This window comes from Pseudomonas psychrophila (assembly GCF_001043005.1).
GTDB classification, from domain to species: Bacteria; Pseudomonadota; Gammaproteobacteria; order Pseudomonadales; family Pseudomonadaceae; genus Aquipseudomonas; species Aquipseudomonas psychrophila.
On record NZ_JYKZ01000007.1, the window covers coordinates 110,691 to 126,357 of the forward strand.

Below are 15,667 nucleotides of genomic sequence, written 5' to 3' on the forward strand. Positions count from 1 at the left end.
TGGTTGCGCTGACGACCCAAAAAGATGAAAGCACCGGGTCGAACACGGCCACCCTGATATCCAGTTATACCACTACACTCCGACGCTTGTGAGTCCCTCGTAGAGAGAGAGGTTCGCCACCCCCTCTTCAAGCCACTCAACCGTTGTCAGAATCATTCATTAACTCGATCCCGTTTTCCTCCCGGTCGCCTCTTCAACATCGGGCTGACCGACGCCGAGGAGCTCGGTCTTGATCCAGGTGTCCAGGGTATCCACCTGAACAAATCGGGTGGGAACAGGGTACGGTGTATGAACCATCCAGTAGTACAGGTCGCGACTCACATAAAGCTCGACGTCTTCGCAGACTTCAACGCTGGATGGCGGCCACTCCAGCAGCTCAAGCATTCGTGACCGATGCTTTTCAAGAAACTGCCTACGCCTCAAGATTCGACTGAATTGCCCTGCCTTGTCATCTTCGGCCTTACCAAAGATGCGATCGCGCAACCGGCGACCGTCCTTGACCGTAAAGGGCGGCTGGTTGTACTTGCACTCTACGGTCGCGATCACATTGGTCTCTGGCCAATACGCCAAGACATCAAAGTCGCCCACATCTTCAAAGCCCTCTTTTCGAAAGCGCTTGAAAAAATCAATGCCCCTCCAAACGTATGGGGTATGACGAAGAAAGATTTCCTCCGTCCGGTGCTCCAGGCGTTTTTCAATGCTTTCTTTCACGCCACGGATAACGGGTTCGACGAGTTGCCAGCCGAATTCTGCGGGTAGGTAGCCATCCCGTACCGTTGACATCCAGAGGTTCATCGCTCGGCTGGCCGTCTCTGCTCCCCATCTTAGATTCTCGCCATCACGTACCAAGGGTCGAATGGTGTAGCGATGAATCCGCTTGTTATGTTCCCAATAGGGAACATCGCCTTCGTCCACGTTTTTCTCAGCCAGCCTGCGAATGCCAGAGTCCGATAACGTCAGAAAGGCCACAATTTTCTCGGCGTCGACGAGATCAAGATCGTCGATGCTGTCTACCAGCCCTTGGGCGACGTGACTGGGTGTTGCCGTGTAAGAAAGCGACAATTCACTCGCAAAGCCGTGTCGTTGAGCTTGTGACAAGACGGTGAGCGCGACAATCAAAGTGTCCAAATCGAAGCCTACGTCAGCGATGAAAGCACGTTTAAGCGGCTCAGAGGACAGCAGCTCTTCAGACTCACCTTCAACTGCATCTTGCTTGTTTGCACCCTGCCCCAGCCTGATCCTGGCGTATTCTCGTGCGAAGGTAGTCTCTCGGTCATCTGAGCCTTGTGAATAAAATACGGTGGGGATATAAGCGTCATCGATCTCGACGCCTCCCACGTCTATCCCGTTGTGAAGGGCGTTGCTGGCGCCGGTCAGCACCATAAGCCAGTCAACAAGACCAATCAGTTCCTGTAGAGCCTCCTTTGTCACTTCGCCGTCCCCCGTCATTGGCGAGCTCAGCGTTTTTTCCAGTAGGTATCGATAGTGCCGAGCCATTACGCCAAAGTCTTTGCGTGCCTCTTCGATCGCATCCACGCGATCGTAATCCACGGCATGACTAAGGCTTTGGCGTGCACGCTCGATTTTTTGCCTTTCGGCTACAAGGTGTGCGTCGTGCTGCTCCACGCACGCCTGTATCAACTGATGCCTGTCGAGCGATGCGAGCCGGCGTTCGAGATGACTGCGAAGGCTAGCTCCTGCAGGGTCAATTCTGGTTTTTGCTTCCGACAGTTCGTAACGACCTGGCACCAGTCCAAGCGACTGGATTTCTTTGGCCAGTTGTTTGCGAGCGCGCTTGTAGTCCGATAGCGAAGGTCCGATGGGAACCACGTGGTCAGGAACGTCTACGCGCCTGACGACCACGTTCAACTGATATCGAGCAGCTTGCATGGCTCGAGGGGCGAGGCGTTGCTCTAGAGCGTCTGGCAAACACAGGCCCATGGCTGCATGACACTTCTCAAGCACTTCCAGCAGGCAGCGGACCTCGAATGTGCCGTCTACGGCGCCGTTGAGGCCGGCAAGCACTGCGGCGATATCGATTTTCAGATGAAACAGGCCAGGGTGCGAGTCATCTGCTACAAGTGACGTGACCACGGATGCAAATTCGCCAAGGGGCCTGGGGACTTCAATCATCTCCACAGCGCCAAAAGCATCCGGCGTGCAAGAAAACAGGATATGCGGCTGCTGAAATAGCGCGACGTCCGGCAGCAGCTCGCCGCAGCGGTAACCGCAATCCACAAGAAGCTGTGCGAACAGATCGATAATGCGAGCCTCTTCGCGACTCATGCCGCCGGGTACTTCAAGCATGGCCTGAAAGGTACTGGCGCCAATCGAGGTTGAGTACGCGGCCACGTGATGGTGCCTCGAGTGGAGCCCGGTTACTCCAGTGGTCTGGGAGAACAGCTGCCACCCGGATGAACCATCCGGGAATATCGCCGGTGCCTGTGACCAGAAATCCGAAAGCACGATGAAGCGCCAGGAGGTTCCCCAGTGCGGATCCAGTCCGATGAAGTTCGGTGCAATAGCGCCATCGACCAATACGCCATGGGTATCCCGGTAGGACGCAAACAAATCAACCGATCCGCGAGAAAACGGGCCGACCGTAAGTGCCTGATCGTCAACGTATCGCCAGTAATGGTGCAGATCATCCAGATCCCGGAGGCTATCGAAAATGGAGATGAAGTCTGCTAACGGGATTAATCGTGTGGGTGGTTTCGGCAGGTGAATCATCCCAAAACCCGTGCCCTTCAACGTCGGGACGAGGATGATATGAAGCTTGTCAGCGGTGAGGTCTGGCCCATTCTGGGACAATTCAGCGCCCTGCTCGCCCGCGAACCGAAACGATAGAGAGGCTCTGCGCCTCACTTCGGCATAAACATCTGCTGCCGTGGCCGCAAGCCGCTCAACCGATGCGTGATCGCACGCGCAGACTAGGTACACGCCCGAATCATCAGAGACGATGCAACTGACGGGCAGATCTTTGCAAACCGTGCCGTCAACCAGCAGCGTCAAAGGTCCCATCACTGTCTCTACAAATCGCTCGGCAACGAACAATGCGAGCTTTCGATGCGCTTGAACGCTCACATTGCCTGTGCTGCTGCGAGCCCAGTGATCAATCACGACGCCTGGCGCATTGCGCACGGACATAGGAAACCAAACGTCCTGAGCATCCAGCGCGAGAAATGACAGCGCACTACCCTCCATCACAGAGTTTCCGAAACCATCCCACGTCAGTGGTGTTGTAAATCCCCCCAGTGCCGCATCCAGAAAAGTGCCTGCCTTCGCCCGCCACTTGGCAAGATCACGCCCGAGTTTATTCAGCATGGGCTCGCAAGCCAGCCAGAAAGTCTCAGGGACGATTTCGATATGCCCAGTCTCGGTCTCGGTGGCTCCCAGTTGATGAGGATATGAATGGATGATTTGCGATTGAAGAGCGATTACCAGATCCATGTATGCGAGCGCTTCAGGAGCGTGTGCATACGTGATCCGGAAAGCTTCTACAAAATCAGGCGTGCGCTCAATGCAACTGCCGTAGAACATGGGAACGAAATGGCGGCCGAGGCGCGCTTTGACCTGGCCCCAATCGGCCTCTGGCAAAAAATCTTCGAGCATTGGAAACTCAGGCCAGACCGCGTACAGCGCTTCTGTGAAATCTTTGAAATCGGCATAACTGGCGATGGCCTTTGCACTGACAGAATCCTCCTGGAGCTCCAACAGCACCCGCCAGGCGAAGATGTGTTTGACCGGGCTGGCGGTGTTGGCAGGCCATAGCTCTGAAACGCTCAACGCCAGCGCCACATCAATGCGGCTGTACTGATGAAACAACGTACGCGTTGCTTCCAACTGTTCGGAAAAGAGCTCTGCAGCCCCTTTGCGGGTGGTGTTCCGCTCTTGGAAACTGGATATTTGGCGCAAAAATGCAGTCGGGTCTATCGCTGCGCTAGCGAGCTTTCGTTCCTTTTTGGCGCGAGACTTCTTACCCATATGACCTCTTCCGGTTCACAACAACGCCACCCACGCAACAGAACAATTTTTGATCCGGCGATGTGGGTGAGAAAAGACAGCGTGATTTCATCGCATGGCCAAGTACGTTGTCATCGCGATGCGAAGCCATGGCCATGACGGTGAAGTTGTGGCCCTGAACCGTTGCCGCTCTTGCACGTTCTCTTTCAAGCGTGTTTTGCCCTCCAGTCTGCTTTATCGTTTCGCAGTTCTGATCTCATTTGCGATTATAGATGATTAATTTTCATTATCTTAGCCAGAACTCAAAACACCCGCCTGAAGGAGGTTAAGCGTCAGCAGGCTGCTCACATCAAGTTTAAGATTTTTGCATCATCTGAATCGATTCCCCTTTCCGACACAAACGCTCATCACTGTGAAGCCGATCACTTCAGTCACTTTCGCCATCTTGGGCTTCTGCTTTTTCTCAGGCGGAGTTATCACTGCTTGCAAGCTTTGAAGCTCTGCTTCAATTGCCGCGATATAGGTATCGATCAGGTCATCGAGCAAACTGGCCTGCTCGGGATCCATCTGCTCGCTACGCTTGGCAAATTTCAAACGCTTGGGCGAAGGTGAGGGGCAGGTGATAGCCGTACTGGCAGGATGCGGCATTGAGCAGCTACCAAAGTGGTTAATCAACCTTCAGTATTAGCGCGGAACGTTGGTTAATGATGAAGCCTAGCTTGACCGCCAATTGCGCGATGCTGATATTCCGAGTGAACGAATACGTCGGCTCGTGAAGCGCTTCGGATTCTCTGGAACCTCCTCCAAACCTCACACTTGAGACTTAGTAGGTGCCATGACCAACCAGCTCCGGGACGCCGCACTGCTCAATTCTGAGCATGCCAAGTTCGCCTGATTTTCAACCAGGCGCCAAAGCATGGTTTTTTGAGAACTGGCATCCACCACTCTCTGGACTGGGACCGTCCGATTGTCGGGGCGACGAGGCTCAGGACGGCGGGAAATACTAGGTCCATGAACGCCATTCGACGAACAGTCGCGCTGATTTCGAGAACATTAAGTCAGCAATCTCAGGCTCGTGAGGTGCTTATAAACATCTGACATCGCCCACTTGTTAAATCATGTATCTTGCTGTAGACGCTCACACGCTTGTAGCTCCTGACGACATCACTCGCGAGCTTTGCGAAGAACACCGACCTGATCGCCATCAATTTGTTCTGGCACGGCAAATACAACCGGGACCCCGCCAACAAATGGTTCCGACCACTGATGTTTGATCTGTTCAGTGATTAAGTAGATGCACACCCTTTACTGCCAATGAGCACACAACTTAACCAGCTCATCGACCACATACCGTACCTTGGGTCTCAGGTGCGACACCTTCGGCCAAACTGCATGCACATCCACCGCTTCAGGCTCATAGGCTTGCAGCACCTCTACCAGCCTGCCCGCTTCTATATCGTCCTGAAACAGGCTGCGTGGCATCTGGCATAAGCCGGCGCCTGCCACCGCCGCAAGAATCATGACCTCACCATCGCCAATCTGATGAGTTGAGGTTGGCGCGTAACGCACCGTTTGCCCCGCCTCTGTGACGCGCCATGTTAGCGGTTGGCCGCGTCGATGGCCGACGATGCAACGATGCTGACCCAGTTCTTCCAGGGTTTTAGGGGTGCCGAAGCGCGCCAGGTAATCAGGGGAAGCACAGATGGCCCAGCGTTGGCGGGTCAAGCGCCGTGCCACCAGGCCGCTGGTGTCCTGCAGTTCACCAAACCGTACCAACAAATCGATCCCTTCCTCGAATGGGTCCACCAGGTGATCGGAAAACGTCAGGTTCAATTGCAGCGCCGGGTATTTGTTGGCGATCTCGAACAACAAGGGCGCAACAACCCTGCGGCCGAAAGCAACCGGCACATCAACGCGCAAGCGTCCGGAAGGCTCTCCACCACCGGGGCCCAACCCGCTTTCAGCGGTGCCGATTTCTTCCAGGGCCGTGGAACACGCCACGAAGTAGGCCTCGCCATCGGCGGTCAGGGATATCCGTCGGGTAGTGCGATGAAACAACTGCGTGCCCAAACGCTCCTCCAGACGTGCGATGGCTTTGCCAACGGCAGATTTTGACACCCCCAACCGTTCAGCCGCCTGGGTAAAACTGGATGAGCGTGCAGCCACTACGAAGGTGATTACGCCCTGGAAGGAATCGATGGGTACCATGCCGACCGCTCTATTGTAGAGTTTAGATCTACCCAGATTATAGTTTTAGGTCGTTTATCGCTACAGCATTCAACAGTACGATGGATTCCAGCAAGACAACGGTGCACTTCGCGCACCTCTCCCAGATGAATGCCCTAGAAGGAATACATCATGCCCGTCGTACGTGTGAGCTGGTTCGAAGGTAAGGAACACGCGCAGAAAGCCGCTGTTGCAGCCGATATCACCGAAAGCATCGTTAAACACACCGGTACCGATGCCAATTATATCTACGTGATTTTCGAAGACGTGGCCGCATCGGATTGGGCAGGCGCCGGCAAGCTGTTCGGGGAAGCACCCGAAAAGTCCTGACACCTGCGACCTGCACCGCACGCATTGCCCTAATCCAGCGATGCTTGCGTGCAGGTTTTTGTCATCCATCTGCCGGAGACCACCCCATGCACCCCCATATTTCCTGCCTGTTCTCCCTTGCGGTCAAACCCGCAGAGTTCCCTGAATTCAAGGCGCTGATCGCCACCATCGTTGCCGCCACCCGAACCGAACCGGGCACACTGATTTACGAATACAGCGTCAATGAAGACAACAGCACCGTGCACATCCTTGAGCGTTATAACGTGGATGCCGTGGTGAGCCACGTAGATACTACGTTCGCGCCTTTCGGCCAGCGCTTCCTGGAGCTGTGCACCATTACCAGTCTGGTGGTTTACGGCACACCTGACGCTGAAATCCGCAAGCGTCTGGACCCGTTCGGCGCCGTCTACATGACCCCGTTCGATGGCTTCAGCCGCTAAGTTCAAACAAAGCGCAGGCTCTGAGCGACAACTGTGTCCTGCGTATCCCTATCCCGCACAGAGACCACCATGTCCGTTATCGCCGAAGTTATTAAGTCCCGCATTTCCGCCAACAGCTACGACACTGAACGTTCATTGACGGACGCCCAGATCGCCGAACTGATCAACCTGGCCACCCACGCGCCCTCCGCCTTTAACCTGCAAAACTGGAAGTTCCTGGCCGTGCGCAGCACCGAAGCCAAGGCGCGTTTGTTGCCATTGGCATTCGCCCAGCAAAAGATAATGGATGCAGCCGTGACCTTTATTGTCTGCGGCACCCTGAACCCGCATGTAACCCTGCCGGCAGCCTTGCAGCCGACCCTGGACGCCGGAATCATCGACCAGTCGATCTACGACATGTGGGTGGGTGCGGCGCAAGGCATGTATCAGGAAAATCCCCAGTTGCAGCGCGACGAAGCCATCCGCTCTGGCTCACTGGCCGGGATGACCCTGATGTTGGCCGCCAAGGGCCAAGGTTTGGTTTCAACTCCAATGATTGGATTCGATCAGGCCGCAGTGGCCAAGGAGTTCGGTCTGTCGGATGAAGAAGTGCCCGTGATGTTGATCACTGTGGGCTACCCTGGGTCGGCCAACTGGCCACAAAAGCCGCGCAAACCTGTGAGCGACGTGTTGCAGTTCGTTTAAGCCCTGTCGCCTTGCATGCCTGGGTAACCCAGGCATGCAAGGACATCGCTCAATTCGACGTCAGCGTTATGAACGTAGGGCTGGGTGCGCTTAAAGCTGCCTTCTATCGACGGCTCACTCACAGCAGGTACCCTTCTTCATTAAGTGAGATGCAGTTGAGCTGAAGAAACCTGGGCGATCATGAATTACAGCGCTCAGCCAGAGACTGCCAAAGCGTGCGTCATTGAAGCCGGCTGGCTGAATTCGCCTTAACCCCCTACCCGCCCTGCTAGCCAAACTGAGATGAGTGACTACGCTCGTTTAGGGAAATGAAGGAATCACCATCGAATACCAGCCCAAACCCCCTATTTGCCCTGCTCGGTGCTTCGTTATGGGCATTGGGCTAGAACCTCTGGGATAGTTCACACATGGATTTGCGTTTAACACCACTTGCACTGGCAATCTGCGCAAGCCTTATGTACAGCGCTAACGTTTGGGCGGCGGGCGGCGCAGCTGGCGCCAATGGCGACATAACGACTAGCCCTAACGAATTCAATAGTGGAGCCCCCGGTACCTCGGGAGCTTTAGCCAATGGCGGTAATGGTGCGGATTTTCTCAACCAGAACACACTAGACCTTACCCAAGACCTTGGTTCCGTAAGTGATGGCTCAGATGGCCAAGATGCTACCAATGCTCAAGGCGGCGGCGGAAATGGTGGCGCTGGCGGCGGTTCCGCGTTTGGCGCTTTCAGCCAGGGCGGCGCAGGCGGAACGTCAACAACAGATTCTAATGGCGGTAACGGCGGGGATATTGCCGGCAAAACCATCAGTCAAAGCAACGCGGTCAATATCTCCCTGGCCGGCACAGATGCCGGTAACGGTGGCAGCGGTGGTGCCGATAATGGTGGTGGTCTTAGCGGCGGCGGTGGTGGTCAGGGCGGTGCCGGCGGAGGATCGATCTTCGGTGGCCTTAGCCAAGGCGGCGCTGGTGGATTCTCCGACGACGCCACTAACCCCAGCGCTGTCTCCTTCTCCGCAGGTGGTTCTGGCGGCGCAATCTCTGATATGACCATGACCCTCAGCAACATCACACTAAACGGTGCACTTGGGGGTAACGGAGGTAGTGGCGGTAACAGTGATGGAGCCAGCGGCAGCGGCGGAGTTGGCGGCGGTTCGATCTTTGCCGGGCTTAGCCAAGGAGGCGCAGGCGGACTCTCCTTTTCCACCACTACAGCCCTCTCCTCCTCCGCAGGAGGTTTTGGCGGCGCCATCTCTGGCATCACCATGACACTCAGCGACATCACACTAAACGGTGCACGTGGAGGGGCTGGTGGTAATGCGGATTACAATTTTGGCGCCAGTGGCAACGGCGGAGCCGGCGGCGGATCGATCTTCGGTGGCCTTAGCCAAGGCGGCGCTGGCGGGTTCTCCGATTCCAACTCCAACTCCGACTCCTCCTCCGCAGGAGGTTCTGGCGGCACGATCTCTGACATCACCATGACACTCAGCAATGTCACTCTTAACGGCGCCCTTGGAGGAAATGCCGGGAATAGTAGTGGATCCGCTAGCGGCATTGGCGGTGCCGGCGGCGGATCTATCTTTGGTGGCCTCAGCCAGGGTGGCGCTGGCGGCTCCACATACTCCTTCTTCAACACCTCCTCCGCAGGAGGTTCTGGCGGCGCAATCTCTGACATCAGCATGACACTCAGCAACATCACATTAAACGGGGTACTTGGAGGTAATGGAGGGGTTGGAGGGGTTGGAGCCGGGGGCAGTGGCGGAGCCGGCGGCGGATCGATCTTCGGAGGCCTTAGTCAGGGCGGCGCTGGCGGATATTCCATCTCCAGCTCCAACCTCAATTCCTCCTCCGCAGGAGGTTCTGGCGGCGCAATCTCTGACATCACCATGACACTCAGCAACATCACACTTAACGGTGCACGTGGAGGTAATGTCGGTGTTGGAGGGATTGGAGCCACTGGCAGCGGCGGATCCGGCGGCGGATCGATCTTCGGTGGTCTCAGCCAGGGCGGCGCTGGCGGGTACTCCATCTCCAGCTTCGACGCTTCCACGGATGGTGGCAATGGTGGCAACGGTGGCGCAGTAAGCGGTAACACTCTGTTGCTGAGCGATGTCCGTTTAATTGGCGCCCCGGGCGGTACAGGCCAAACGGGCAGCGATGGGATCAATGGCGGCTCGATCTTGGGTGGCTACAGCGCCGGTGGAGCGGCGGGAGAAGTATTCTTCATTGGCCCTGCTTCACAAACCTCCGCCATTGGCGGTGCTGGTGGTGACAGCAGCAGCAACACTATTAAGTTAGGCGGCGTATCATCGCTCACCGGGGATATTTATGGTGGCTATAGCCAAGGCGGTCGCGCCAATGGTGCCAGCGCGGGTGTCACTGGCGCTGGTGGCAATGCTGAAAATAACCACGTCACCCTCACCGGCACCGAGCTCAGTATTGCTGGAGCGGTATATGGCGGCTATAGCGCTGATGGCGACGGCACCCTGCAACCCAATAGAGCGTTTAGCGGCAATACCCTTACCCTAAATGGCTACCGAGGTTCGGTTAAGGGCATCTACAACTTCGAACAGTACAATTGGTTATTGCCTAAAGATGTCGTTAACCAAGATACCCTGATTAAAATTACGGGGTCTGACAAGGTTGACCTCAACAATACCCAGCATACAGTTGCCATGGTGAGCGATGGAAACCGCCTCAATGAAGGCGACAAAGTGATACTGATCGATAAGGCGCAGGGAACTTCGAGCCCTGCAAGCGTCCAGGTCGAGCAAGGCCACTTTATTATTTATGATGCACAGCTCGGCATCGAAAATGATGCCTTCGTGTTGAACATCGACAGCAAAAGCGACACTACTCCACTGCCCCCCTCACCTGCAGGCAGGCTCAACCCAAAATCGGAGTCATTTCTGCAAGGCCGCGCAGCGGCGCTCGCCTTCACCAATCAAGGCACTGATATGATCCGCGAGAGCATCAGCTCCTGCGTCACCGATATGTTTTTTATAACGGATGGAGGCACCAACCGTTATGACACCGGCTCCCACATTCGTATACGCGACTTTAAAATGGCTCTTGGCCTGCGCAAATGTTTTGAACTCCAAAACACCAGCCAAGTAGTGTTTGGTGCCTTTATTGATCATGGCCAAGGTAACTACGACAGTTACAACAGCTTCGCGGGTTATGGCGATGTGCGCGGCAGTGGTGATTTGCGTTACACCGGTGCTGGTCTCCTCTTTCATATGGATGTGGCGGGCACTTCAATCAACAAAAATGCCAAACCCGTTGCAGGCATCAAAGAGGGCGTGTACCTCGATGCTGTAATGCGCGCAGGTAGAGTCAAAACAGATTTTTCCAGCAATGATCTGATCGATGCCGAAGGTGTACGCGGCCACTACAACTCCAAGTCACAGTATGTCAGCGCCATGGCCGGCATCGGCTATGTCTTCAACCTTGATGATCAGCAATCTGTTGATGTTTACAGCCGTTACAGTTGGAGCCACATCAACGCTGACAAGGTCACGGTGGGCAATGACAAACTCAGTTTTGACCGCGACAACAGCTCGCGCTTGCGTGCTGGTACCCGCTACACCTACGCAGTCACACAACACATTGCGCCCTATGCAGGTCTCGCCTACGAGCATGAGTTCGAAGGTAAGGTCTCCGGCAAGGTCTACGACATGTCGATTAAAGGAGCCGATCTGGGCGGCAGTACCGGGATCTTGGAAGTTGGTGTCTCGACCACCCCGATCGCTTCAGTCAGTGCCATAAAACTCGATGTGGGCGTGCAAGGTTTCTTTGGCGAGCGTAAAGGTGCGACGGGCTCGATTAATCTCTCTTACGAGTATTGATCACTGGCCTGACGCCCTCTCCTGCCTTGGACCTGGGTTGATCTTGCATCAATCCAAATGGTCAGTAGTACTACAGCTTCCCCCTCTTAACACCGCAGAAGACTGCTGTAGCCACTCGGCGTGCCGAATAAACTACTGCAATGGCTACCACCTGATAGCCATTGCAGGGAAGGTAAAAAAGGCCTGGAGCTACTTCTTGTCAACGGCGTCTTTGACCTTGCCAACCACTTGCTGGGCTTCACCTTTCTTTTCCTGGATCTTCCCTTCGACCTGCAGCTTGTCACTTCCTGTGGCCTTGCCCACACCTTGCTTCACATTACCGATTGCTTCGTTGGCCAGGCCTTTGATTTTGTCTGAAGTACCACTCATGGCTTTTCTCCCGGTTTGAAATAGGTGTCCAGTCTGGACATAAAAATTGACTGATGGTGATGAGTTGGAGTTCCACTTTTATGACAACCACTCGTCAGTGGCGCACCACAAAAACCATCAGATCGGCTTCGAGTCAGCAGACTAACCCTCTGAACATGCCACCTAACCCCTGTGCGTCTTGCTAAATCCCGAGCACAAAAAAACCGGTTAATCCCGAGGGTTAGACCGGCTGTTTGGGTGTTACGCAGTGTAGGGCGCATGGGATTCGAACCTGCGAGCAACGGGTGACCAACATAAGCACCGCTTCTGCAAAATCGTGTGAGTGAGGGGCAGCACCCTTACCGAAACGTCCCCGGGCCATAAACCGCGCTACGGTACAGATGATGCTGAACTGGAGCTTGCGCCGGTTAGTTCATCGATCAACAAAACCATAGGTGCTGTGTACTCCACATCCGCCCGGGTGACAATTTCATAGGGCTCGCTAGTCGATTGAATGGTCAGCGCCAGTTTGACCAACATACCGTGATCCAGAGCCATCTGAGCGACATCGTTAGGCATAACGGCAACCAAGTCAGGGTCTTTCAGCAACAGTGACAAAGTCGTAAAAGTCGAAGAGGTTTCGATTGCGTAGAGCGGAAAACTTAATCCCAATTGGCGAAATTCACGCTCTAACGTCAGGCGCATGGGCATATTGACCGGGAATACTACCCAGCGACTGTCCATCAGGTCAGCGAGCTGCAGCGATGCCACGCTTGCCAGTCGATGCCCCGGGTTAGCCACCACTACCAGTGGCTCCTGTGCGCGGAAGCGGGTTTGATACGCGGTCGGACGTGTGCTTACGCTGATTCGACAGATCGCTACATCCAGCCGCCCCTGGTCCAACAAGCTCAACAATCGCGAACTGGTGTCCTCAACTATGGCAATCGACAGCTCCGGCTGTTTCTCGCGCAGGCGCGCCAGGCTATCAACCAGCGCCGGTACGGCGCCCATGATGGTACCTACCGTCAGGCGTCCACCGTGTCCTTTCAGAATGCCGACCATTTCTTCACGAAGATGCTCGAGGTCGGTGTGTATCAAGCGGGCATAACGAATCACACAGCGGCCAAGGTCGTTGGCTTCCAGGCCCTTGCTCGTGCGCTCGAAGAGGCTTGAACCGAAGATTGTTTCGATTTCCTGCAATGCCTTGGTTGCGCCCGGTTGAGACAACGCCATGATCTCGGAAGCCTTGCGCACCGAGCCATGCTCGTCGAGGGCAATCAATAAGCGCAGTTGCTTGAGCCGCAGGCGAGAAACGATGGATGAGAAGGACGGAAGCATGGGTATACCTGAAAGTTATCGCTTGGGTCGTAACTCTCATTAGGCAGCAACAGCCTGGAAATTTAAAGTGGCCCCAACGATAACAACAAGCCGAGACCCCACCATGCGTTTAATCCAATTTGAAGACTCTACAGGCCAGCGACGTGTAGGCGTAGTTGAGGGCGACTCGATTCAACAGGTCAATGGTATATCCAGTACACGTGCCCTCGCCCTCGCGGCCATTGCCAATGGACGCAGCTTGCTGCAAGAAGTAAAGGCCATGGGCACCGCACTCGGCCCCGAGGGTTATACCGGGCTTTTGGAGTCTGGCCGAGTGCTTGCGCCACTCGACCATGAAGACCCGGCCCACTGCCTCATCAGCGGTACTGGCTTGACCCACCTGGGCAGCGCTTCGACTCGCGACAAGATGCACCAGAAAAATGTCGACGATCAGGCCACGCTAACCGACACCGCTCGGATGTTCCAGTGGGGTATCGACGGCGGCCGTCCCGCCGCGGGCAAGGTGGGAGCTCAGCCTGAGTGGTTCTACAAGGGCGACGGTTCGATTGTGGTACGGCCGAACCAGGCTTTCCAGTCCCCGGACTTTGCGGAAGATGCCGGTGAAGAACCAGAGCTGACTGGCCTCTACGTAATTGGCGAAGACGGCAAGCCATACCGCGTTGGCTTCGCCCTGGGCAACGAATTCTCAGACCATGTCATGGAACGTCGCAATTACCTGTATCTGGCACATTCCAAACTGCGTAACTGCTCCTATGGGCCCGAGCTTCGCGTCGGTGTACTGCCCCGGCACCTGGCCGGCACCAGCCGGATTTGGCGCGACGGCCAGGTACTCTGGGAAAAAGAGTTCCTAAGTGGCGAAGACAATATGTGCCACAGCCTGGAGAACCTTGAGTACCACCACTTCAAGTACACCCAGTTCTTGCGCCCTGGGGATGTGCATGTGCACTTCTTCGGCACTGCCACCCTCTCGGTCGCAGACAATATCAAGACTCAACCGGGCGATCGTTTCGAAGTCAGCATGAGCGAGTTTGGAGCACCGCTGTGCAACACCATCGAAGTTGCCGCCGCAGCGTTCAGCATCGGAGAAATTAAATCGCTGTGACGGATCAGGCCCTTAACCGGGCCGTTAGGAAAGGATGCATTTCATAATAAACATAAGAGTGAGATGAACATGACCACTGGCAATGTACAGGTCGTCACGGCTACTGCATCGACTGGCGCCGAAAACGCCCGTCCAACCACTGTGCGTTGGAGGATTTTCCTGCTTCTGCTACTGCTATCGGCCATCAATTACATCGACCGGGCTTCGCTGTCAGTTGCACTGCCACTGATTTCTGCTGATTTCAACATGACGCCGGCACTGGAAGGTTTGATGCTGAGTGCGTTCTTCTGGTCTTACGCGCTGATGCAGATCCCTGGCGGCATGCTGCTCGACCGTTTTCAGACCCGCAACATCGTTGGCATTGCCACCGTTGGCTGGGGGCTCTTTCAGGCCTTGGCCGGCGGCGCGCACAACTGGATCACTTTGCTCATTACACGGATCGGCCTGGGTGTTGCAGAGTCGCCGATCATGCCGGCCGGAGCCAAGCTCAACGGTGCCTGGCTTACGCCCAATGAACGCGGTCGCGGCGCAACGCTCGTCGATGGCGGCGCCCCTCTGGGGACTGCACTGGGGGCCATCCTCATCGCAGGCTTGATCACCTGGTTTGACTCCTGGCGTATCGCATTCGTAATCGCGGGTGTTGGCACCATGGTCGTAGGCATCTGGGCTTGGTGGTACATCAGGAACCATCCAAGCGAACATCCTAAAGTGAATGCTGCAGAGCTGGCTTACATCACTGATGCCAATGAAGCCGCCAGGAAAGCCACGGGTGGGCGTAAGGCGATCCTCAAGGAACTGCTCAAGAGCCGTTCGGTACTGGCAATGTTCGCGGGCTACGCTTGCTACAACAGCGTGTTCTACGGCCTGCTGACCTGGATGCCGAGCTACTTGCACAAAGCCCACAACCTGGACATCAAGGCCATGGGCGGCGCTACCTTCCTGATCTTTATGTGTGGGTTCATTGGTGAGCTGTTTGGCGGCTGGCTGTCCGATAAATGGAAGGCTGCAGGCGGTCAACCCAACACTGTCATGCGTAGCATGTTTGCAGGCTCCGCAGCGATAGCCGCCATCTGTATTCTCGCCGTGGCTTACAGCGGTGATGCAGTCGTTGTTATTTCGCTGCTGTGTGTAGCCCTGTTTTTCATTCGCTGGTGCGGCATGTACTGGTGTTTGCCAGCCATCCTCGGTGGTCAGTCCAAAGCGGGTGTGTTGGGCGGGAGCATGAACTTCTGCGGCAATATGGTCGGGGTGATCGTGCCGATCCTGATCGGTCTGATCGTGCAATACACCGGTTCATACTTCCTGGCGCTGATCTTCTTTGTCGTCATGGCGTCAGGGCTAATGCTGTTCTCCAGCCTGATTGATTATCGCGAGCGTGGATTGGCTTGACC

10 protein-coding genes and 2 pseudogenes are annotated in these 15,667 nt (G+C 55.5%); 7 read left to right on the forward strand and 5 right to left on the reverse strand.

Annotated elements, in window-relative coordinates; translation table 11 throughout:
- Window positions 1–159: 159 nt before the first annotated feature.
- Together TU76_RS16555 and TU76_RS25265 are read right to left on the reverse strand one after the other, a co-directional pair.
- Window positions 160–3,984 carry a hypothetical protein gene (locus TU76_RS16555; protein WP_048352126.1) on the reverse strand — a complete coding sequence of 1,275 codons (3,825 nt, stop codon included), beginning with the start codon at window positions 3,982–3,984 and terminating at the stop codon, window positions 160–162.
- Between the two features lie 423 nt (window positions 3,985–4,407).
- Window positions 4,408–4,563 (reverse strand): annotated as a pseudogene (locus tag TU76_RS25265) (IS66 family transposase); the annotation flags it as partial.
- Between the two features lie 597 nt (window positions 4,564–5,160).
- Between TU76_RS25265 and TU76_RS25480 the strand changes: the two are divergent.
- A pseudogene (locus TU76_RS25480) lies at window positions 5,161–5,253 on the forward strand (LysR family transcriptional regulator); the annotation flags it as partial.
- 15 nt (window positions 5,254–5,268) lie between these two features.
- Here the strand turns inward: TU76_RS25480 and TU76_RS16565 are convergent.
- A complete protein-coding gene (locus TU76_RS16565) occupies window positions 5,269–6,171 on the reverse strand; it encodes a LysR family transcriptional regulator (protein WP_048352128.1) in 903 nt (300 codons plus the stop codon).
- A gap of 150 nt (window positions 6,172–6,321) precedes the next feature.
- Between TU76_RS16565 and TU76_RS16570 the strand changes: the two genes are divergently transcribed.
- The 4 genes from TU76_RS16570 to TU76_RS25655 all read left to right on the forward strand — a co-directional run bounded on the left by TU76_RS16570 (window position 6,322) and on the right by TU76_RS25655 (window position 11,488).
- A complete protein-coding gene (locus TU76_RS16570; RefSeq protein ID WP_003445639.1) occupies window positions 6,322–6,519 on the forward strand; it encodes a tautomerase family protein in 198 nt (65 codons plus the stop codon).
- Window positions 6,520–6,605: 86 nt separating this feature from the next.
- Window positions 6,606–6,959 (forward strand): putative quinol monooxygenase, encoded by a 354-nt coding sequence (locus TU76_RS16575; protein ID WP_019822615.1) that lies wholly within the window; start codon window positions 6,606–6,608, stop codon window positions 6,957–6,959.
- Window positions 6,960–7,028: 69 nt separating this feature from the next.
- Window positions 7,029–7,643 (forward strand): nitroreductase family protein, encoded by a 615-nt coding sequence (locus TU76_RS16580; protein WP_048352129.1) that lies wholly within the window; start codon window positions 7,029–7,031, stop codon window positions 7,641–7,643.
- 407 nt (window positions 7,644–8,050) lie between these two features.
- Window positions 8,051–11,488, forward strand: coding sequence for an autotransporter outer membrane beta-barrel domain-containing protein (locus tag TU76_RS25655; protein ID WP_231984448.1), 3,438 nt, complete (start codon window positions 8,051–8,053; stop codon window positions 11,486–11,488).
- Between the two features lie 189 nt (window positions 11,489–11,677).
- Here the strand turns inward: TU76_RS25655 and TU76_RS16595 are convergent, their stop codons facing one another.
- Together TU76_RS16595 and TU76_RS16600 are read right to left on the reverse strand one after the other, a co-directional pair.
- Entirely contained in the window at window positions 11,678–11,857 is a 180-nt protein-coding gene (locus TU76_RS16595; protein ID WP_019822609.1) for a CsbD family protein, read from the reverse strand.
- A 369-nt stretch (window positions 11,858–12,226) separates the two neighbouring features.
- Entirely contained in the window at window positions 12,227–13,174 is a 948-nt protein-coding gene (locus TU76_RS16600; RefSeq protein WP_048352131.1) for a LysR family transcriptional regulator, read from the reverse strand.
- 103 nt (window positions 13,175–13,277) lie between these two features.
- Here TU76_RS16600 and araD1 point away from each other — a divergent pair, with 103 nt between their 5' ends.
- Together araD1 and TU76_RS16610 are read left to right on the forward strand one after the other, a co-directional pair.
- Entirely contained in the window at window positions 13,278–14,276 is a 999-nt protein-coding gene (araD1, locus tag TU76_RS16605) for an AraD1 family protein (protein ID WP_019822604.1), read from the forward strand.
- Window positions 14,277–14,345: 69 nt separating this feature from the next.
- On the forward strand, window positions 14,346–15,665 hold the full coding sequence (locus TU76_RS16610; protein ID WP_019822602.1) for an MFS transporter: 1,320 nt from the start codon (window positions 14,346–14,348) through the stop codon (window positions 15,663–15,665).
- Window positions 15,666–15,667: the final 2 nt, after the last annotated feature.